23 protein-coding genes are annotated in these 21,419 nt (G+C 44.0%); all 23 read left to right on the top strand.

Annotated elements, in window-relative coordinates:
• Positions 1 to 389 precede the first annotated feature (389 nt).
• The 23 genes from atpB (at position 390) to sufB (ending at position 20,819) form a co-directional block, all read left to right on the top strand.
• A complete protein-coding gene (gene atpB, locus FFM78_RS07850; protein WP_137637890.1) occupies positions 390 to 1,106 on the top strand; it encodes a F0F1 ATP synthase subunit A in 717 nt (238 codons plus the stop codon).
• Positions 1,107 to 1,137: 31 nt separating this feature from the next.
• Positions 1,138 to 1,350 (top strand): F0F1 ATP synthase subunit C, encoded by a 213-nt coding sequence (gene atpE / locus FFM78_RS07855; protein WP_137637891.1) that lies wholly within the window; start codon positions 1,138 to 1,140, stop codon positions 1,348 to 1,350.
• A gap of 118 nt (positions 1,351 to 1,468) precedes the next feature.
• A complete protein-coding gene (atpF, locus tag FFM78_RS07860; protein WP_137637892.1) occupies positions 1,469 to 1,993 on the top strand; it encodes a F0F1 ATP synthase subunit B in 525 nt (174 codons plus the stop codon).
• Positions 1,980 to 2,522: an ATP synthase F1 subunit delta gene (atpH, locus tag FFM78_RS07865; protein WP_137637893.1), complete on the top strand. Its 543-nt coding sequence runs from the start codon at positions 1,980 to 1,982 to the stop codon at positions 2,520 to 2,522. Before atpF ends, atpH begins: the two co-directional genes overlap by 14 nt.
• Positions 2,523 to 2,560: 38 nt before the next feature.
• Entirely contained in the window at positions 2,561 to 4,087 is a 1,527-nt protein-coding gene (atpA, locus tag FFM78_RS07870) for a F0F1 ATP synthase subunit alpha (protein WP_137637894.1), read from the top strand.
• A gap of 14 nt (positions 4,088 to 4,101) precedes the next feature.
• Positions 4,102 to 5,037 (top strand): F0F1 ATP synthase subunit gamma, encoded by a 936-nt coding sequence (locus FFM78_RS07875; protein ID WP_137637895.1) that lies wholly within the window; start codon positions 4,102 to 4,104, stop codon positions 5,035 to 5,037.
• 37 nt (positions 5,038 to 5,074) lie between these two features.
• Positions 5,075 to 6,520: a F0F1 ATP synthase subunit beta gene (gene atpD / locus FFM78_RS07880; protein WP_137637896.1), complete on the top strand. Its 1,446-nt coding sequence runs from the start codon at positions 5,075 to 5,077 to the stop codon at positions 6,518 to 6,520.
• A gap of 11 nt (positions 6,521 to 6,531) precedes the next feature.
• Complete coding sequence (locus FFM78_RS07885) at positions 6,532 to 6,957, top strand: F0F1 ATP synthase subunit epsilon (RefSeq protein WP_137637897.1); 426 nt, start codon at positions 6,532 to 6,534, stop codon at positions 6,955 to 6,957.
• A gap of 208 nt (positions 6,958 to 7,165) precedes the next feature.
• A complete protein-coding gene (locus FFM78_RS07890; RefSeq protein WP_137637898.1) occupies positions 7,166 to 7,399 on the top strand; it encodes a DUF1146 family protein in 234 nt (77 codons plus the stop codon).
• 75 nt (positions 7,400 to 7,474) lie between these two features.
• Positions 7,475 to 8,839 carry a UDP-N-acetylglucosamine 1-carboxyvinyltransferase gene (gene murA / locus FFM78_RS07895; protein WP_137637899.1) on the top strand — a complete coding sequence of 455 codons (1,365 nt, stop codon included), beginning with the start codon at positions 7,475 to 7,477 and terminating at the stop codon, positions 8,837 to 8,839.
• 202 nt (positions 8,840 to 9,041) lie between these two features.
• On the top strand, positions 9,042 to 10,025 hold the full coding sequence (locus tag FFM78_RS07900) for a rod shape-determining protein (RefSeq protein WP_137637900.1): 984 nt from the start codon (positions 9,042 to 9,044) through the stop codon (positions 10,023 to 10,025).
• 14 nt (positions 10,026 to 10,039) lie between these two features.
• Positions 10,040 to 10,228: a DNA-directed RNA polymerase subunit beta gene (locus tag FFM78_RS07905; RefSeq protein WP_137637901.1), complete on the top strand. Its 189-nt coding sequence runs from the start codon at positions 10,040 to 10,042 to the stop codon at positions 10,226 to 10,228.
• A 77-nt stretch (positions 10,229 to 10,305) separates the two neighbouring features.
• On the top strand, positions 10,306 to 10,611 hold the full coding sequence (gene yidD / locus FFM78_RS07910; protein ID WP_223877035.1) for a membrane protein insertion efficiency factor YidD: 306 nt from the start codon (positions 10,306 to 10,308) through the stop codon (positions 10,609 to 10,611).
• A complete protein-coding gene (locus FFM78_RS07915; protein ID WP_137637902.1) occupies positions 10,580 to 10,798 on the top strand; it encodes a DUF2969 domain-containing protein in 219 nt (72 codons plus the stop codon). The genes yidD and FFM78_RS07915 overlap by 32 nt, the downstream gene beginning before the upstream one ends.
• A 79-nt stretch (positions 10,799 to 10,877) precedes the next feature.
• Entirely contained in the window at positions 10,878 to 12,083 is a 1,206-nt protein-coding gene (locus FFM78_RS07920) for an FtsW/RodA/SpoVE family cell cycle protein (protein ID WP_137637903.1), read from the top strand.
• A 471-nt stretch (positions 12,084 to 12,554) separates the two neighbouring features.
• On the top strand, positions 12,555 to 13,589 hold the full coding sequence (locus FFM78_RS07925) for a methionine ABC transporter ATP-binding protein (protein ID WP_137637904.1): 1,035 nt from the start codon (positions 12,555 to 12,557) through the stop codon (positions 13,587 to 13,589).
• A complete protein-coding gene (locus FFM78_RS07930; RefSeq protein ID WP_137637905.1) occupies positions 13,582 to 14,280 on the top strand; it encodes a methionine ABC transporter permease in 699 nt (232 codons plus the stop codon). Before FFM78_RS07925 ends, FFM78_RS07930 begins: the two co-directional genes overlap by 8 nt.
• A 45-nt stretch (positions 14,281 to 14,325) precedes the next feature.
• Positions 14,326 to 15,147 (top strand): MetQ/NlpA family ABC transporter substrate-binding protein, encoded by an 822-nt coding sequence (locus FFM78_RS07935; protein WP_137637906.1) that lies wholly within the window; start codon positions 14,326 to 14,328, stop codon positions 15,145 to 15,147.
• A gap of 320 nt (positions 15,148 to 15,467) precedes the next feature.
• Positions 15,468 to 16,262 carry a Fe-S cluster assembly ATPase SufC gene (gene sufC / locus FFM78_RS07940; protein WP_137637907.1) on the top strand — a complete coding sequence of 265 codons (795 nt, stop codon included), beginning with the start codon at positions 15,468 to 15,470 and terminating at the stop codon, positions 16,260 to 16,262.
• A gap of 13 nt (positions 16,263 to 16,275) precedes the next feature.
• A complete protein-coding gene (sufD, locus tag FFM78_RS07945; protein WP_137637908.1) occupies positions 16,276 to 17,580 on the top strand; it encodes a Fe-S cluster assembly protein SufD in 1,305 nt (434 codons plus the stop codon).
• Entirely contained in the window at positions 17,561 to 18,799 is a 1,239-nt protein-coding gene (locus FFM78_RS07950; RefSeq protein WP_137637909.1) for a cysteine desulfurase, read from the top strand. The genes sufD and FFM78_RS07950 overlap by 20 nt, the downstream gene beginning before the upstream one ends.
• Positions 18,786 to 19,262, top strand: coding sequence for a Fe-S cluster assembly sulfur transfer protein SufU (gene sufU, locus FFM78_RS07955; protein ID WP_137637910.1), 477 nt, complete (start codon positions 18,786 to 18,788; stop codon positions 19,260 to 19,262). The genes FFM78_RS07950 and sufU overlap by 14 nt, the downstream gene beginning before the upstream one ends.
• A 114-nt stretch (positions 19,263 to 19,376) precedes the next feature.
• Complete coding sequence (sufB, locus tag FFM78_RS07960; RefSeq protein WP_137637926.1) at positions 19,377 to 20,819, top strand: Fe-S cluster assembly protein SufB; 1,443 nt, start codon at positions 19,377 to 19,379, stop codon at positions 20,817 to 20,819.
• Positions 20,820 to 21,419 lie beyond the last annotated feature (600 nt).

Raw genomic sequence — 21,419 nt, forward strand, 5'->3', positions numbered from 1 at the left:
GATGAGTTCGACTTATGCTGGCTAATAAAGCGAGTTAGGCCGGGCTTTTTTTGTTGTTTCTAATGAACGTAGATCGTGGATATTAAACATAAAAAATAAATTATTTTTTTATGTTTTTTCGCGAAAATCCGCGAATTACTGCGTTTTTAGTGAAGATAAATCGCTTCCGCAAGGGTGAACAGACTTTTGTATTTTTAGTTCATTGGTGGTATTATAACGTTTGTATTTTAGACCTATATTGCCAATATATCGTCTGAAGTCTTTTCTGCAAATGTGCTTTAATGCGGTCTAGTTCTATGCTACACTCAGAATACAGTGACTTTGTGTACATATGGTTTAACCGTGCAACACTGTGGAAGCAAATCGGTTGTGAAAAGAGGTGAGATTCTGTGAATGAAGAGAGTTACGTGGTAAAGTTTTTGGGCATTTCCTTTAACCTTACCAACGTTGTCTCGGGATTGATAGCAATGGTCATCGTATTTTGTTTGGTTTGGTTTTTGTCCCGTAATTTAACTTTACGGCCAAAAGGTAAGCAAAACGTGTTGGAATGGTTGATCGACTTTACCAACGGGATTGTCTCAACTAACGTACCAGGCGAGCAAGGCAAACGGTTCAATTTATTAGCTTTTGTGCTGTTTTTATTTATTTTTATTGCCAACCAAATGGGCTTGTTAGTTCAGGTCATCATCGGCGGTAAAACTTTGATCAAATCGCCAACGTCTGATCCAATGGTCACGATGTCCTTGGCTCTGCTAGTCTTACTAGTATCACATTATTTTGGGGTTGCGATCTTCGGTGTTAAGGGATATTTGGTCAATTCCTATATGCGCCCAGTTAGCTTCATGCTACCAATTAATATACTAGAAGAGTTTACTAATTTCCTGACGCTAGCATTCCGTCTATACGGGAACATTTTTGCCGGTGAAGTGCTGCTGACTCTGATCGGCAGCGTCGCAAAGTCTCATGGTCTCGTGACAACAGTTGTCGCGTTACCGCTGGAGATGATCTGGCAAGGATTCTCAGTCTTCATTGGTAGTATCCAAGCTTATGTATTCGTCACCTTGTCCATGGTTTATATTTCGAAGAAAGTTGAAGTCGAAGAATAAACTCAACAAACTCTAGGGAGGAAAGTTAATTATGAATTTTATTGCAGCAGCTATTGCAGCCGCAGGTGCCGCTATTGCCGCAGGTTATGGTAATGGTAAAGTTATTTCTAAAACAATCGAAAGTATGGCTCGCCAGCCAGAGTTATCCGGTCAACTACGTAGTACAATGTTTATCGGTGTTGGTTTGATCGAAGCCCTTCCGATTATCGCTATCGTCATTTCATTTATGTTGATTTCGCAATAATCGCTATAGGCAGCGCTAAGTCTGCCTTTTTTGATTGAACAAAATTTTTTTGGATTTGCTAATGAATTAAGCGGTGTCCGTGCCGCGGAACACATTCTTACAAAGGAGGTGTCAATAGATGCTTTCACATTTCGTTATTGGTGCAGCCAGTGGCTTATATGTTGGCGATTTACTGTTCTATGCGATCTCATTCATTATTTTAGTTGCGTTGGTCAAGCATTTTGCTTGGGGCCCAGTTACAAAAATGATGGATCAACGAGCCGATAAAATTTCCGGTGATTTGGATTATGCGGAGAAGTCCCGTAATGAGGCTAGTGAATTAGCCGCTAAACGTCAGGCTGAACTGGATAAGTCACAGACCGAAGCGACAACTATTGTGACCACTGCTCGCCAAAATGGTGAAAAGCAGCGGCAAACGATCATTGACCAAGCACAATCTGACGTGACGACTTTAAAGGCCAATGCCCAAAAAGATATCGTACAAGAACGTGCGGATGCACTGAAGAGTGCACAAAATGATGTCGCTGCCTTATCTATTGAGATTGCTTCTAAAATCATTCAAAAAGAACTGAATGCCACTGACCAAAAGGCACTGATTGATTCTTATATCGAAGGGTTGGGGAAGCAAAATGGCGCTAGATAAGTATACGATCGGGCAACGTTACGGCACAGCCTTATTTGATCTAGCGACAGAACAAGGAACGGTTGATACCGTCTTTGCCGACGTGATGGCATTACAGCAGGTTTTTGCTGATACGCCAACGTTAGGTAGCGTATTGACCAACGCAACGTTGACCTTAGAACAAAAGCAACCAATTTTAACTAGCTTGCAGCAAGGTGCGACGGTTAGTGTTAAGAATTTGTTGCAAATGGTTTTTGATTATGGGCGAATGAACGAGATGCCGTTTATTTTAGCAGCTTTTGTTCAGCGCTATGATCAAGTTAACGGAATTGTGCATGCTAAAGTAACATCGGCCGTTCCGCTAACCAGTGAGCAGCAACAAGCTTTATCCACACAACTTGCAACGCGTTTGGGTGCCAAACAGATTGAGATTAAAAATACTGTTGATGAGACAGTTATCGGTGGCTTAATTGTTGAAGCCAATAATTTAGTTATTGATGGTAGTATTCGTAAACGATTAGCTCAAGTGCAACAATTACTATTAGGTTAGTGATTGAGTAATGTTTTATTTTAAAAGAGGTGAACCCTATGAGCATCAAAGCTGAGGAAATCAGTTCTTTGATCAAACAGCAATTGGCTAATTATTCGGCTGATTTGTCTGTTGAAGAAGTTGGTACGGTCACTTATGTTGGTGATGGTATTGCAAGAGCACATGGCCTCGACAATGCAATGGCCAATGAATTGTTGGAATTCCAAAACGGTTCATATGGTATGGCACAAAATTTGGAAACAAATGATGTCGGGATCATTATTATGGGTTCATATGACGATATTCGTGAAGGCGATACTGTAAAACGTACAGGTCGGATCATGGAAGTGCCTGTTGGCGAAGGCATGATCGGCCGTGTTATTAATTCATTGGGTCAGCCAATTGATGGTCAGGGTGATATTAAAACTGATCATACGCGGCCAATTGAATTTAAAGCACCCGGCGTTATGGACCGTCAATCCGTCAGTGAACCACTACAAACAGGTTTAAAAGCTATTGACTCTCTAGTTCCTATTGGCCGGGGTCAGCGTGAATTGATCATCGGTGATCGTAAGACCGGTAAAACGTCAATTGCCATTGATACGATCATTAATCAAAAAGATCAGAATATGATCTGTATCTATGTTGCCATTGGGCAAAAGGAATCAACTGTCCGTGCTCAGGTTGAAGCGTTGCGGCGTTATGGCGCAATGGATTACACGATCGTTGTCACCGCTGGACCTTCTGAACCTGCACCAATGCTTTATTTAGCACCCTATGCTGGTGCCGCAATTGGTGAATATTTCATGTATAACGGTCAGCATGTTTTGATCATCTATGATGATTTATCGAAACAGGCGGCGGCTTATCGTGAAATTTCCTTACTGTTGCGCCGTCCGCCAGGTCGTGAAGCTTATCCTGGTGATATTTTCTACACCCATTCACGGCTATTGGAACGGGCCGCTAAGTTGAGTGATAAGCTAGGTGGCGGTTCAATGACTGCCTTACCAGTTATCGAAACACAAGCCGGTGACGTTTCTGCTTATATTCCAACCAACGTTATTTCAATCACCGATGGGCAGATTTTCTTGGATAGTGATTTATTCTATTCAGGAACACGGCCAGCAATTGATGCTGGGACTTCCGTTTCCCGTGTCGGTGGTGACGCCCAGATCAAAGCGATGAAGAAGGTTGCAGGGACTTTGCGTGTGGACTTAGCATCTTATCGTGAATTGGAAAGTTTCGCCCAGTTCGGTTCTGATTTGGATGCTGCAACGCAAGCTAAGTTGAATCGTGGTCGGCGGACAGTTGAAGTCCTTAAGCAGCCAGTACACAAACCATTACCGGTTGAAAAACAGGTTTTGATCTTGTACGCATTACGCCAAGGCTTCCTCGATAGTGTGCCTGTTGACGATTTAGGTCGTTACGAAGCAGAATTATTCAACTTCTTTGACAGTAATCACGCTGATGTTTTAGCTAATTTGGCTAAGACAGGTAAGTTACCTGAAGATGATTCATTAGATGCAGGTATTAAGGCTTTTGCAGCAACATTTAAAGCGAGTGCAGCTACAGCGGCCACGAACTAGAAGGAGATGAGATTATGGCTGAATCATTAACTGAGATCAAACGCCGGATCGCATCGACTAAAAGTACCGAAAAGATTACCCAAGCCATGCAAATGGTTTCGGCATCTAAGTTGAATCAGATCGAAAAAAAATCAACTGCTTATCAGCTATATTCTTCTAAAATTCGCGAAATTGTGACGCATATGGCCGCCGCGCAATTATTAGCAATCAATAATTCTAATGATCTACGCGAAAAGGCCGCTGATCCGCAAACCACAAAAGATCAGATCAAAGTCAGCAGTATGCTTCAACAGCGGCCGATCAAAAAGACTGGCTACCTGGTGATCACTTCTGATCGTGGTTTAGTGGGGAGTTATAATAGCAGTGTTATCAAGGCGGTCACTGACATGATCACCACCGACCATAAGTCGGCTGATGAATATGTTTTTATGGCTGTTGGCGGAACTGGTGCGGACTTTTTCAAAAATCGCGGCATGAATATTACGTATGAATATCGTGGTGTTAGTGATGTTCCAACTTTTAACGAAGTGCGGGAAATCGTCACTACTGCGGTTTCGATGTATGATTCAGGTGTATTTGATGAGTTGTATGTTTGTTACAATCACCATGTTAATACTTTGCGCTCAGAATTTCGGGCAGAAAAAATGCTACCGATTTCCGATCTAGATGTTGCGGAAGTTCAGGATCAGCATATTGAGTACATCGCCGACCCTTCCCAAGAGGATGTGTTGGATGCTATTTTGCCACAGTATGCTGCTAGTTTGATCTTTGGGGCCTTGATGGACGCCAAAGCAGCGGAGCATTCTGCTGGTATGAACGCAATGCGCAGTGCAACTGATAATGCCAATGATTTGATCGACAAATTGACGTTGACCTATAACCGGGCGCGTCAAGGTGCGATCACGCAAGAACTTACAGAAATTACGGCCGGAGCTAGTGCCTTAGAATAGTTCTGGTAATTAAAAATGACGGGAGGAACAAAGCAATATGAGTGCTGGTAAAGTTGTCCAAGTTATGGGCCCAGTTGTCGATGTTTCGTTTCCTTTAGATGGTTCACTCCCTGATATCAATAACGCACTGCTCGTTCAAAAAGGTCAGGACGAAACAGTCACGTTAGAAGTTGCTTTGGAATTAGGCGACGGCGTTATGCGCACGATCGCCATGGAATCCACTGATGGTTTGCAACGGGGTATGACCGTTGATGATACCGGTGGTTCGATTTCCGTACCAGTTGGTAAAGCAACATTAGGGCGTGTATTTAATGTTTTAGGTGAAACAATCGATTTTGGTGATAAGTTCCCAGCGGATGCCGAACGTAGTAGTATCCATAAGGAAGCACCAAGTTTTGAAGATCTAAGTACTTCTTCAGAAATTCTAGAAACCGGGATCAAAGTTATTGATCTGCTAGAGCCTTACCTTCGCGGTGGGAAAATTGGTTTGTTCGGTGGCGCCGGTGTCGGCAAAACCGTTTTGATTCAGGAATTGATCCATAATATCGCCGAGCAGCATGGTGGTATTTCCGTCTTCACCGGTGTCGGTGAACGGACTCGTGAAGGTAATGACTTGTACTATGAAATGAAAGAAACCGGCGTTATCGACAATACAGCGATGGTGTTCGGTCAGATGAACGAACCACCTGGTGCCCGGATGCGGGTTGCCTTGACTGGGGTCACCTTAGCGGAATATTTCCGTGATGTTGCGGGCCAGGATGTGTTGTTATTTATTGATAACATTTTCCGGTTCACCCAGGCCGGTTCTGAAGTTTCCGCCTTATTAGGCCGTTTGCCTTCAGCCGTAGGTTATCAGCCAACGTTGGCTACTGAAATGGGTCAATTACAGGAACGGATCACTTCAACTAAAAAGGGATCAATTACGTCGATCCAGGCCGTTTATGTCCCTGCCGATGACTATACTGATCCGGCACCGGCTACTGAATTTGCTCATTTGGACGCAACGACTAACTTGGAACGTTCATTGACCCAGCAGGGGATCTATCCGGCCGTTGATCCGTTAGCTTCTTCATCCAGTGCCTTGGATCCAGAAATTGTCGGTGAAGAACATTACCGGGTAGCCACCCAAGTTCAGCAAGTTCTGCAACGCTATCGTGAGTTACAAGACATTATCTCAATTTTAGGGATGGATGAATTGTCTGACGAAGAGAAGATCATTGTTGCCCGGGCACGGCGGATCCAGTTCTTCTTGTCACAAAACTTTAGTGTTGCCGAGAAGTTTACTGGTCAGCCAGGTTCATATGTGCCGGTTGATCAAACAGTCAAAGGCTTTAAGGAAATCTTAGCTGGTAAGTACGACGATCTTCCTGAAGATGCCTTCCGTGGTGTCGGTCCAATTGAAGAAGTTGTCGAAAAAGCTAAAAAAATGGGTTACGGTCAAGATAATTCAGCTGCTGAACCCAAAAAAGCTGCGGCTAACTAGGAGGTGCACAAATGGCTGACAAACCAGTTTTGACAGTTAATATTGTCACTCCTGACGGCATCGTTTATGATCATCACGCAACGATGATCATTGTTAAAGCTTTAGACGGTCAGTTAGGGATCATGCCTAACCATGAGCCGATCATTGCACCGTTACAGATTGATGAAGTGCGCGTCAAGCGTGCGGATAAGCCTGATCGTGAGGATGCGATCGCGGTTAACGGTGGTTTTATGGAAATGTCTAATAATGTTGCTTCGATCGTCGCTGATTCAGCTGAACGTGAACGGGATATTGATGTGTCCCGGGCACAGCTGGCTGAACATAACGCTGAAGAGCGGATCAAGGCGGCTAAGGAGAAGCACGATACTGATGAATTAGCGCGTGCACAGATCAAGTTACGCCGTGCTTTGAATCGTATTAATGTAGCCAAACATTAAACAAAAAGCAGTCCAGCATAAATTTTATGTTAGGCTGTTTTTTTATTTAATGCTGTTAACACCGACTTCTCAGGAAAATCCTGACAATTTGATTGGTCTATGTTAGAATGGTGACAAGGAAAAACCGGCGGATGCAATGCTGTTTTTGGGTTGCATCCCTTTTTCACGGCTTAATTGCGCGTTATTCGCGTGAAGGAGGAATTTGATTGTGCAAAACATCGGTATTCAAGCCATTATTACCTTAGCTGCCTATTTTATTTTTACCGGTGTCGCTTTTTGGGCGTTACAGGCAGTTCGCTTTGATCATTTACTACGTCCCGGTCATGTTCCACAAGCGCAAACCCTGTTCGTGATCTTAGCGGCCGTTTTAGGTTATTTATGCACTACTTTTTTCTTAAGTTTTATTGATAACACCCGTAACTTATTATTTTTATTAAAATAGTTACGTTTAATAGTGAAAGTACATTATAATAAAGATTCAAGACACAATCTAGTCAGTTTGACGGAGGGAAAATCCATGGAAAAATTGATCGTGCGCGGTGGTCAAAGATTGAACGGAACGGTTGAGATCGAAGGGGCTAAGAATGCGGTATTACCGATTCTGGCAGCCAGTATCTTAGCTGCGCAAGGCCAAATGACATTGGAAAACGTACCGATTTTGTCCGATGTTTTCACGATGAATGAAGTATTAAATGTGCTGCATTTAAACTTAGAATTCGATCAACTACGTAAAACGATCGTCTTAGATGCTACCGGCGATCTATCGTTTGAGGCACCATTGGAATACGTTTCAAAAATGCGGGCCTCAATCGTTGTTTTAGGGCCACTATTAGCGCGCTTAGGGCATGCACGAGTTGCGATGCCGGGTGGCTGTGCGATCGGCACACGACCGATCGATTTGCATCTCAAGGGCTTTGAAGCGTTGGGCGCAACAATCGAACAACATGCCGGGTACATTGAGGCGCGTGCGGCTAAATTAGTTGGCGCAAACATTTATTTGGATTTTCCCAGTGTCGGTGCGACTCAAAATATTATGATGGCCGCAACGTTAGCGGAAGGCACTACTGTGATAGAAAACGTGGCGCGGGAACCAGAAATTGTTGATCTGGCCAACGTGCTTAATAAAATGGGCGCTAAGATCGTTGGTGCTGGTACAGATACCCTGCGGATCGAAGGCGTCAAAAGTCTCCATGGTTGCACGCATAGTATTATTCAAGATCGAATCGAAGCTGGGACTTTTATGGTGGCAGCAGCGATCACAGGGGGCAATGTTTTAGTTAAGGATGCCATCAAGGAACATAACAAACCGTTGATCTCTAAACTTGAAGAAATGGGCGTTACCGTTGTCGAAAATGATGCTGGCGTTCGGGTCATTGGTAAGCAGCATCTACGGCCAACTAGCGTTAAGACCCTGCCTCATCCAGGGTTTCCCACGGATATGCAAGCTCAAATGACGGTGTTACAATTGGCGGCCACCGGCACTAGTTTGATGACCGAAACCGTTTTTGAAAATCGGTTCATGCATTTGGAGGAATTGCGCCGGATGAATGCCGATTTTAAAATTGAAGGGCGCTCGGTGCTACTTTATGGACCAACAGCGTTTAATGGCGCGGAAGTAGCTGCCTCCGATCTACGGGCCGCGGCTGCGCTGACTATTGCTGGATTAGTGGCGAAGGGCTATACACGGGTGACCAACTTAAAATACTTAGATCGTGGTTATTATCATTTTCAGCAAAAATTGCGGGCACTTGGTGCGGCGATCGTACGGGTTACGGAACCGGCTAATCAGGAGCGCTTAGATAGCACGGCTTTTACTAAAGAGCTCGCTTATCAGCGTGAACAAGATCAAGTGCAACGGTTAACTTCACTGGTTAAACCTTAAAAACTAGCAGCTATTCGCCGATCATTGTGGGGGATAGCTGTTTTTTGATAAAATTTTAACTTTTAAACCGACTAGAGAGCGGCTCCAGTGGTTTTCGTCCCTGTGAAGTTATGCTATAATTCAATATTGATTGGGCTAGTAGACTGGCTCGAAACCGAAGTGTCATTGTGGCACTTGGTTATGTGAGAGGAGAAATATAAATATGGCGAAAGATATCGGCATTGACCTAGGCACCGCTAACGTTTTGATTCACGTCGAAGGTAAAGGAATCGTGCTTAACGAACCTTCAGTCGTCGCGATCGATACGAAAAGCGGCAAGGTACTTGCCGTCGGCGCAGAAGCATACAAAATGGTGGGGCGGACGCCCGGCAATATTCGGGCGATTCGGCCACTGAAAGATGGGGTCATTGCAGATTTTGATATTACTGAAGCAATGCTGTCTTATTTTATTGATAAATTAAATGTAAAAGGCGTTTTATCCAAACCCAATATTCTAATTTGCTGTCCAACCAACATTACGTCAATTGAGCAAAAAGCGATCATCGAAGCTGCGGAGAAGTCAGGTGGGCGCAATGTTTATTTGGAAGAAGAACCAAAAGTAGCAGCGATCGGTGCGGGCATGGATATTTTTCAACCACAAGGTAATATGGTGATTGATATTGGTGGTGGCACTAGCGACATCGCGGTTTTGTCCATGGGCGATATTGTGACCAGTCAATCCTTACGTTTAGCCGGTGACAAAATGGACGCCGAGATCGCTGCTTTCGTTAAGCGCGAACACAGTTTGTTGATCGGTGAACACACGGCTGAAAAAATTAAAATCGAGATCGGTGAAGTGTACGGCAAGGACGCTGGTAAGTCCTTAGACGTGCGGGGCCGCGATATGGTCACTGGTTTACCGCGGACGATCACGATCACGTCTAAGGAGATCGAATCGGCCTTACACGATACGATGATGGTGATCGTCCAGGCAGCAAAGGATGTTTTGAATCAAACGCCGCCAGAATTATCCGCTGATATTATTGATCACGGCATCATGTTAACCGGTGGCGGGGCTTTGTTACACGGAATCGCACAATTATTTACGGATAATCTAAAAGTGCCGGTGATCGTTGCGGAACGGCCATTGGATGCGGTTGCTTTAGGTACTGGGGTCTTATTGGGCAATATCAATAAAAAACGGTAAACTGAGGTGATAGCATGAATAATGACTCAAATCGCTTTGATATTTTTGTGAAGCCGATTTTAATTCGAATTTTGCTAGTGGCGATCGCGATGACAATTGCGATCATCATTGGCGCAATGATCGGTTATGCCGTTGGCGGTGGTAACCCATTACGCGTTTTTCTACCTAGTACTTGGGGTCATCTATTGGATTTTGTCCGCTGATCAAGGAGAGGCTAAGCCGCAAGCTTGGCTTCTTTTTGCCATGGTAGTTCGTTAATGTTTACTTGCAGGAAGTGGGAATGGATATGCAAACTTTGATCTTGAAGCTGATTGCAGGGTACCAGCGCTTTTCAGCGCGTACCCCTAAGCGTTGCCGTTACTACCCAACTTGTTCACATTATATGCAAACCGCCGTTACTCGATTTGGGGTGATTCGGGGGTTGTTGATGGGTGGCAGCCGAATTTTACGCTGCCAGCCGTTGGCCAAAGGCGGCATTGATCCAGTACCCCAGCATTTTACCTTATTACGCAATCAAAATCCTATAGACATAGCGAAAGCGAGTGAAATTTATTATGGCGAAACAGCCCAACAAGATCGAACTTAGTATTCAGGAAGAACAACAAGCGGACGTGACTGTCAGCGTAGTTTATGATGGTAAACGGCGGATCGGCACTATTCGGCCCGATGCCGCTCAATTTGTGATCGAATTAGCTAATGGTGAAATTTACCGCGCTAAAACCTATGATGATGGTTTGAATACTTTGATCATGCAGTACCATTTGCATAAATAGTTATTAAGTATAGCGGCTTTTAACTGTAAAGTTGCTTTGGCCGCAATAATAATTAACCTATTAGAGGAAAGGTGAGTTGATGAATCGACAAACAGCGCGTGAAGAACGCGAAAACTCACGCATTGATTACGGGATTATCTTTCCAATTATGATGCTGGCTTTAATTGGGTTAGCGTCGATTTACGTTGCCGCTAGTCACGATACCAAAAGTGTTAATGTGGTTAAAATGGTGGCGACCCAGTTGATCTGGTACGTGATCGGGATCGGGATCGTTGCTGTGATGATGCAATTTGATTCCGAACAATTATGGAAAATTGCACCCTATGCCTATGGCTTTGGGATTTTTCTAATGGTGGCGATTTTGATTTTTTATAGTCGGGCCTATTATGTTGAAACTAGGGCTAAAAGTTGGTTTGCCCTTGGACCACTGACTTTTCAGCCGTCCGAAGTTATGAAACCAGCATTTATATTAATGGCGGCGCGGGTCGTTCGCAGTCATAACAATCAGTACCGGCAACACACGGTGCGCAGTGATTTTTTGCTACTCGGTAAACTTATTTTATGGACCTTACCAATTTTACTGTCCTTACATTTTCAGAATGACTTAGGGACGACCTTAGTCTTCTTGGCAATTTTAGGTGGGGTCATATTAGTTTCCGGTGTAACCTGGCGGATCTTAGTCCCACTTATTTCCGCGATCACCGTATTAGGCGGAACCGTTTTAGCCTTTGTCACCACCACTTGGGGCCGAAATTTATTGTCACATTTAGGTTTTCATTCTTATCAATTTGCGCGGATCGACACTTGGTTAAATCCGTCAAATGATACCAGTACTTCTAGTTATCAGTTATGGCGCAGTATGAAAGCTATTGGCTCCGGTCAGATCTTTGGCAAGGGCTTTAATCATATTCAAGTTTATGTACCAGTTCGTGAATCTGATATGATCTTTTCTGTTATCGGTGAAAACTTTGGTTTTATTGGGTCGACTTTGCTGATCTTGCTTTATTTTTTGTTGATCTACCAAATGATCCGGGTCACTTTCGACACAAAAAATGAATTTTATGCTTATATTTCTACTGGGGTCATCATGATGATCTTGTTCCATACTTTTGAAAATATTGGTATGAACATTGGTCTACTACCGTTGACGGGGATTCCATTGCCGTTTGTTTCCCAAGGGGGCTCGGCGCTGATCGGTAATTTGATCGGGATCGGAATGATCATGTCAATGCGCTTCCATTATCATAGTTATATGTTTAGTGCGGATAGCGAGAAATTTAATTAGGCCGCTTGGACCACTGACTTAATTTGCTGAGGGTCACCGGGGCCAAAAGTTAGTTATTTTCGGCAGTAGGTGGACACAAAAAATGGTTATCTGCCGGCTGGTGCTTGACACTGAATTATAATCTGCTTATAATGGAAATCAATTCAATAAAGCGCGTTGAAAGAAAGACACTAAGGTGACATTTTAAGTGAGCTGTTGGGAGTGGGAAACAGTAATGGCCTTAGTTGAATGGTTCTGGAGCGTCGCTAGGTGAAATCAAGTAATCTGGCCCGGTAAGCGCCCGTTATGCGCTGAGTTTATAACTCATTAAGGTTGGTAGAGTGATCTATCAATAAATTAAGGTGGTAACACGTAAAGTTCAGCTTTTCGTCCTTTAACAACTAGTATTAGTTTAGTTGGGACGAAGGGCTTTTTTGTTGCCTAAAAAACGCAAACGTAATTAAGCGGTAAAAAGAAAGAGATGATTAACGCGTGATTGAAATCAAGGACGTCAGTAAACTGTATCCCGGCAAGCAAAAAACGATCACTGCTGTAAAAGACGTCACCTTAACGATCAATGATGGCGAAATCTATGGCATAGTTGGTTATTCTGGTGCGGGTAAAAGTACACTGGTCCGCATGTTAAATGGGTTGGAAAATCCGACAAGTGGGGTCGTCACGATCAATGATACGGTGATGAGCGAGTTAAAAGGAAAACCACTGCGTGAAGCTCGCCAAAAAATGGGCATGATCTTTCAATATTTCAACTTACTCTGGTCGCGCACTGTTTTAGAAAATGTAACGTTTCCGCTGGAATTAGTCGGGATGAATAAAGCACAACGAGTTAAAAAAGCGACTAAGTTGATCGCAACGGTTGGTTTAGAAGGTCGGGAAAATGCGTATCCCAGCGAGTTATCTGGTGGGCAGCAGCAGCGGGTTGCGATTGCCCGCGCTTTGGCTAATGATCCGCAGATCTTGTTATCCGATGAAGCCACAAGCGGACTAGATCCGAAAACCACCGATGAAGTGCTGGATCTATTGTTGAAGATCAAACGGGAAATGAAGATCACGATCGTGGTGATCACCCACGAAATGCACGTTATCCGTAAGATCTGTGACCGGATGGCGGTTATGGACGCCGGCGCAGTAGTTGAAGAAGGCACGGTTTTCGATGTTTTCCGGCACCCGAAGATGGAGATCACCCGCCAGTTTGTTTCGGAAGAAGAAAGTCCGCAGATGAATGATACTACGGTGGTGATCAATGAATTGTTAGCCCAAGTTCCCACTGGTAAAATCGTTAAATTAACGTTCCACGGGGATCAGGCCAAGTTACCGATCATTTCCGAAATGCTACGGCAATTTCCTAATGTGGATTTGAATATTGTGGATGGTAGTATTCATCAAACCCAAGAAGGCGCGATCGGCACGTTGTATTTGCAACTTTTAGGCGATGATGCTGAAGTTGCTGGGGCAACGGATTATCTGCATAAAATGCGCGTGGTAACGGAGGTGATTCGTGGTGAGTAGTACAACCGGATTTTCATCGTATTTTCACTTTTCGCAGGTCAATTGGGCGAATATGTGGTCGGCAACTGGTGAAACAATTTGGATGACGTTATTTTCTTTAGTTTTAGTCGGGATTCTGGGTATTTTACTGGGCTTGCTATTATTTGAAACAACCGGTAGTACCAATATTTGGGCCCGGTTACTGCACGGGATCACGGCCTTATTCGTCAACGTTTTCCGGTCGGTGCCGTTTATTATTTTGATCGTTTTATTGTTGCCGCTAACTAAAGGGTTAGTCGGTACGATCATCGGGCCTAAGGCAGCGTTACCGTCATTGATCATTTCCGCGGCTCCGTTTTACGCGCGGATGGTGGAGTTGGCGTTTCACGAGATCGATCACGGGGTCATCGAAGCGGCCGAGGCCATGGGGGCGACGCGCTGGCAGATCATTTATAAGGTGTTACTGCCTGAAAGTAGTCCCGCACTGGTTTCTGGGATCACCGTTACGGGGATCTCACTGATCGGTTTTACCGCAATGGCCGGGGTTATCGGGGCTGGTGGGCTAGGTAATTTGGCCTACTTAGATGGTTTTCAGGCCAGCAATAACACGGTAACTTTAGTGGCAACGATTATTATTTTGGCTGTCGTCTTTGTTTGTCAAACGGTGGGCGATCTGATCGTCAACAAGTTGGATAAGCGAGTTGCAAATTAAGTTTTGGTTATTAATTTAGGTTTATGAAAAATGGAGGGATTTTTTATGTCAAAGCAACATCGTTTAATTAAGTTTATTACTGCCGCGGCGGTATTAGTGCTCGGGGCGAGCACACTCAGTACAACGGCTGAAGCCGCAACGACTTTAAAAGTTGGGGCAACAAAAACACCGCATTCAATTATTCTGAATCACGTTAAGCCGCAGTTGAAAAAAGAGGGCGTCAATCTGAAAGTGACCGTTTTCCAAGATTATTCCTTGATCGATAAGGCGCTAGTTGCGAAAAACTTAGACGTTACTTATTTTGCCCACAAGCCATATTTGGAACAAGAAATTGCTAAAAATGGGTATAAAATCGTGGATATCGGTGCCGTTCATTTGGAACCGATCGGTGCTTATTCTAAAACTGTTAAGAAGTTAGCCAATGTTAAAAAAGGGGCAACGATCTTAGTTTCTAACAATCGGCCTGATTATGGGCGGGTTTTACAGATCTTAAAGGACGCTAAATTGATCACGATCAAAAAGGGAACTAAGTTAACCGATGCAGATTTCAATGATATTGCGTCTAACCCGAAGCAACTGAAATTCAAGTACGATTATGATCCGAAATTAATGCCTGAATTGTACAAGAACAATGAAGGTGACGTGGTCTTTATCAACGCTAACTTTGCCGTTCAAGGTGGCTTGAATCCGAAGACGGATGCAATTGCTTTGGAGAAGAAATCATCACCATACGCTAATATTTTGGAAGTCCGTAAAGGTGACCAAAATAAACCAGCAATCAAAAAGTTGAAGAAAGCATTGCAATCGAAGTCAACGCAAAAATGGATCGGCAAGCACTTTAAAGGGGCCGTTCTGCCAGTTAAATAAGACCAAAAGTAAAAAACTACGAGTGATCGTAGTTTTTTATTTTTTCTAAAAGAAATCGCTACCAACAGTGGTCATTTCATAAGTGAATTTTAGCACATTCTTATTTAATTTTAATTTTCAACCATAACGTTGTGATTGTAACCATAAGCCAGTACCACAAGTCTTATTTAGCTTAAAAAACTTTAAGTAAGTCGCTAAGGGTCATTGAAAAAGATTCTCAATTAAGTTAGAATGAGTATTGTTTAATATTGGAAACGATTTTCTGTTAAATCGCTTTCACTGGACCATAACCAATAATTCCTGATATCGGAGGAGAGCACATGTCAAAGTTAGAAGTAAAGAATCTGCACGTTGCCGTTGTTGATGAAGATAAAGGCCAAGAAAAAGAGATCCTAAAAGGGGTCAATTTGACTATGAATACTGGCGAGATCCACGCCATCATGGGACCAAACGGAACTGGGAAGTCCACTTTATCACAAGCAATCATGGGCAACCCTGCTTATAAAGTCACTGAAGGTGACGTTTTATTAAACGGCAAAAGCATCCTTGAATTGCCAGTCGATGAACGCGCACGTGCAGGATTGTTCTTAGCGATGCAGTATCCTGCTGAAATTGCTGGGGTGACTAACGTTGAATTTATGCGGGCGGCGATCAATGCGCGGCGCGCTGACGATGATCAGATCCCTGTTTTGGAATTCATGAAATTCCTTGATAAGAACCTGGCGACTTTGGATATGACCGATGATATGGTTGAACGCTACCTAAACGAAGGCTTTTCTGGTGGTGAAAAGAAGCGCAACGAGATCTTGCAGTTAATGATGATCCAACCGAAATTTGCGATTCTTGATGAAATTGATTCCGGCTTGGATATCGATGCCTTGAAGGTCGTTTCCAAAGGGGTCAACGCAATGCGCGGCCCTGAATTTGGTTCATTGATCATTACCCATTATCAACGCTTATTGAACTATATCGTACCCGATACCGTTCACGTGATGATGGATGGCCGGATCGTTGAAAGCGGCGGCCCAGAATTAGCCGAAAAGTTGGAAGCTGAAGGCTATGCCGGTGTTCGTGATGATCTTGGTATTGATGTTAAATTAACGGACGAAATCTAAGGAGGCGCAGGTTATGGAAACACAAGCAGAAATCGATTTTCAATCCGCAGTGTCGGCCTTTTCTGCGGCCCGTAATGAACCTGATTGGTTGCAGAAATTGCGCCTAACAATGCTGGCTAAATATCCAGAATTAGCGCTACCTAAATTTGATAAGATCCAGTATCAGCGTTGGCCGCTAACTGACGCGCATGAACCAGCAGTTCAAGCTTCGGATGCAACGGCTTTAGCAGCGTTAGATCTTGACTACGCTGATGCGAAAAACGTTTTGGTGACTTTTGGTGAAACAGTGGTCACTACCCGGTTGGATCCAGAATTAGCGGCGCAAGGTGTGATTTTCACAGATATTTTCACTGCCGTACGGGATTATCCAGAGTTAGTTGAAAAGTATTTCATGACGACGGCGATCAAGCCTGATGCTAACCGTTTAACCGCTTTTCACGCCGCATTTCTCAACGGGGGCGCCTTCTTATACGTCCCGAAGAATGTGGTCGTTAAGGAACCGATCCAAGGCTATTACATTCAAGATAGTACGCGCAAACAGGATTTCATTCAGCACGTTTTGGTGGTTGCGGATACTAACAGCCAAGTTACTTATGCTGAAAACTATGCCACTGTAGGCACTGAAGCTAACTTGGCGAACGTTGTTGTTGAAGTGATCGCCGCTGACGATGCGCATGTCCATTTTTCTGCCGTTGATCAATTTAGCCCTGCCACAACTGGCTACCTTAGCCGGCAAGGTAACTTGGCCAATGATGCGCAGTTAGACTGGGCCGTTGGTATGATGAACGATGGGAATGTGGTCGTTGATTTCAACACCGACTTAGTAGGTAAAGGCGCACACGCTGAAGTGAAGGTAGTCGCTGTTACCACTGGTAAGCAATTACAAGGGATCGATACGCGGGTCACTAATTATGGTCAACATACGATCGGCCATATTTTACAACACGGGGTCATTTTGGAAACTTCTTCATTGATTTTCAACGGTGTTGGCCATATTGTCAAAGGTGCACGCGGTTCCGATTCACAGCAAGAAAGTCGCGTGCTGATGTTATCGACTCATGCTCGGGGCGATGCCAACCCAATTTTATTGATCGATGAAAACGACGTTACCGCTGGCCATGCTGCTAGTGTTGGCCGGGTCGACCAAGAGCAGATGTATTATCTGATGAGTCGGGGGATCGATAAGAAACGGGCTGAACGCCTAGTTATTCGCGGTTTCTTAGGTAATGTTTTGACTGAGATCCCCGCCAAACGGGTTCGTGATCAATTAACGGCTACTATCGAGAGGAAGTTAGAAAATGGGCAAAAGTCTGAATGATATCCGTGCTGATTTTCCCATTCTGGATCAGCAAGTCAATGATGAACAATTAGTTTATTTAGATAACGCAGCAACAACCCAAAAGCCAAAGGCCGTTGTTGAAGCATTGACGCATTATTATTACAACGATAACGCCAATGTTCACCGCGGGGTGCATACACTGGCCGAACGCGCAACGGAAGATTTTGAGGCGGCACGGGAAAAAGTGCGTGCTTTCATCAATGCCCGTTCAACTAAGGAAGTGTTGTTCACACGCGGCACAACAACTAGTTTGAACTGGATCGCAGCGAGTTACGGTGAAGCTAATATTACTGCTGGCGATGAAATCGTGATTTCTTACATGGAACATCACAGTAATTTAGTACCGTGGCAGCAGTTGGTGTTGCGTAAAAAAGCGACTTTAAAATACATTAAAATGAACGCCGATGGTACGTTGGACATGGCCGATGCGCGTCAACAGATCACGGATAAAACTAAGATCGTGGCGATCGCACAAGTTTCTAATGTTTTAGGGGTCGTTAATCCGATCAAAGAATTAGCACAGTTGGCCCATCAACATGGCGCAGTTATGGTGGCGGATGGCGCGCAATCACTACCTAATATGCCGGTTGATGTGCAAGATCTGGATTGTGATTTTCTTGCCTTTTCTGGCCACAAAATGCTTGGTCCAACTGGGATCGGTGGCTTGTACGCCAAAGAAGCGTTATTAAAGGCAATGCCACCGGTAGAATTCGGTGGGGAAATGATCGATTTCGTCAATTTATTTGATAGTTCATGGTCACAGTTGCCGTGGAAGTTTGAAGCGGGCACACCAGATATTTCTGGGGCGATCGGTTTAGGCGCAGCGATTGATTACCTTAATCAATTCGGCATGGCAGCAGTGCACGAACATGAACAACAATTGGTTAATTATGTTTTACCGAAATTATTAGCGATCGAGGGGTTAACCGTTTATGGTCCGCATGATCCCGCTAAGCATACTGGCGTGATCGCCTTTAACTTGGATGGTTTGCATCCCCATGACCTAGCTACTGGCTTGGATATGGAAGGCGTCGCGGTTCGGGCGGGCCATCATTGTGCCCAACCGTTGATGAAATATTTGAACGTGCCAGCAACCGCGCGGGCTAGTTTCTATATTTATAATACAAAAGCTGATGCTGATCGTTTGGTTGAGGCAATTGTGGCGACAAAGGAGTTCTTCAAAAATGGCACTGTCTAAATTAGATAATTTATATCGTCAAGTCATCCTTGATCACTCAGCGCATCCGCATCATCACGGCCATTTAGCGCAGGCCACCAGTGAAATTGAACTACGTAATCCAACTTGCGGGGACGTTCTTCAATTAGAAGTGGCGTTAACTGATGGCAAGATCAGTGACATCGCCTTTTCTGGTGATGGCTGCACGATCAGCCAAGCTTCAGCCAGTATGATGACTGATGCCGTGATGGGTAAAACGCCGGCTGAAGCCGAACAAATGGTCCAAGTCTTTTCTGAAATGATCATTGGTGATAAGCCCAATGTTGATCTAGACGTGTTAGGGGATGCGTCGATCCTAAAAGGGGTCGCTCAATTTCCAGCGCGGATCAAATGTGCGACTTTAGCTTGGAAGGCGTTGAATAATGCGCTGACTGGTGAAGATGGTAAGGGAATGGCTCAATTATTAAGTCAACATGAAGATTAAATGTGATTAAAAATTAGGATATCAAGTGTGGTTGTCGGCTTAGGCAAGCGTTTAAGCCGATTACAAGAAATGCCTTACGTTTTAATTAATGAATAGGGGGGACAGCTTATGCCAATGCCTGAAACTGAAAATACCAAAAACAATGCCGCTATTGCGAACAGCGTTGATGAATTAGGTTTAGATAAAGATTATGATTTTGGCTTCCATGATGACGTTACACCTGTATTCTCAACAGGTCATGGGTTGACCGAAGAAGTTGTTCGGTCGATCTCTAGAGAAAAAAAGGAACCAAAGTGGATGCTGGATTATCGGTTGAAAGCTTATGAGTTATACAAAAAATTGCCGATGCCAGCCTATGGTCCTGATCTAACTAAATTAGACCTGGACAACATGCTGTATTATCAAAAGGCCACGGATAAGAAATACCGTGATTGGGAAGATGTACCTGAGGACATTAAAAATACCTTTGATCGCTTAGGGGTACCTGAAGCTGAACGTAAATATTTGGCTGGTTCTTCAGCACAGTATGAATCCGAAGTGGTTTACCACAACATGCGGGATGAATTTAACAAGTTAGGCATCATTTTCACGGATACGGATACTGCTTTGAAAGAATATCCTGAATTATTCCGGAAGTGGTTTGGCAAACTAGTTAAACCCGCTGACAATAAGTTTGCGGCCTTGAATTCAGCAGTTTGGTCCGGTGGTTCATTTATTTATGTGCCAAAAGGTGTTAAAACGGATGTGCCGATCCAATCGTATTTCCGTTTAAATGCTGAAAATTCTGGCCAATTTGAACGGACCTTGATCATCGTTGATGAAGGCGCAAGTGTGCAATACGTTGAAGGCTGTACCGCACCTAACTATTCTTCTGATAGTTTACATGCTGCCGTCGTTGAAGTATTTGCCCAGAAGGACGCTTATATGCGTTATACGACGATCCAGAACTGGTCGAATAATGTTTACAGCTTGGAAACCAAGCGGGCACAGGCAATGGAAAATGCCACGATGGAATGGGTCGATGGTAACTTAGGTTCCAAGATCACCATGAAATATCCGAGTGTTTATTTGGATGGCGAAGGCGCAACCGGCACCATGCTATCAATTGCCGTTGCCGGGCATAACGTGGATCAAGATGCCGGCGCGCGGATGATCCATAATGCTAAAAACACATCATCTTCAATTGTGTCAAAATCGATCTCGAAAGATGGCGGCGCCGTTGATTATCGGGGCACCGTTCGCTTTGGCCGTCATTCTGATGGCTCGAAGGCGCATATTGAATGTGATACGATCATCATGGATGAACAATCTAGCTCGGATACAGTGCCTTACAATGAGATTCTTAACGGCAATGTTTCAATGGAACATGAGGCCAAGGTTTCTAAGATCTCTGAAGAGCAACTCTATTATTTAATGAGCCGTGGTATTTCGGAAGCGAAGGCAACCGAAATGATCATTATGGGCTTCGTTGAACCATTTACGAAGGAATTACCGATGGAATACGCCGTTGAATTGAACCGTTTGATCGGTTATGAAATGGAAGGCACCGTCGGTTAAAAAAAATAAAGCAACCCAACGTCTTGAAGCGGCGTCGGGTTGCTTTTTTTTGGCAAAATTTAAGGCGTGTGGTCCGGGCCATTCAGGGTATAAAAAAGAACGTTTAGTCTGCACCTCCAGCAAACCAAGCATTCTTACATGCCAACGTTGAATTTTTTCTAGCCTTCGTCGCTGAGATGATGCTTATCGTGTAATAGTACGAGCACCAATCCGGTAATAATTATGGCACCTTCAATAAGAGCCAAGTCATCAAGCCTCCCGTATTTATTCTCAACTACAGTTCCATTGTAAATCGCCACTAGGTAATTGTTAAGCACAAAATATTTTTTTCAAAAAAAGGTTGACGCGTTCACAGGGGCTTGTTATACTAATGTCATTCAATTCTAAGGAGTTTTTAATATGACGCAAGTAAACCGAATGTGTACACTAATATCACAATCGAATACGTATTATTACTATTGGTTCTTTAAGTAGTGTTTGCACCGGCAAGCTAGGTGCAGACACGACGTCTGCATCTATGCGAGCCAATAGTCTTTAAGCGTGTATTAAAAACTTGGCCACATGGATGATTCAAAAATCAGCTGTGTGGCTTTTCTTTTT

The organism is Loigolactobacillus binensis (assembly GCF_005405165.1).
In the GTDB taxonomy this organism is placed as follows: Bacteria; Bacillota; Bacilli; order Lactobacillales; family Lactobacillaceae; genus Loigolactobacillus; species Loigolactobacillus binensis.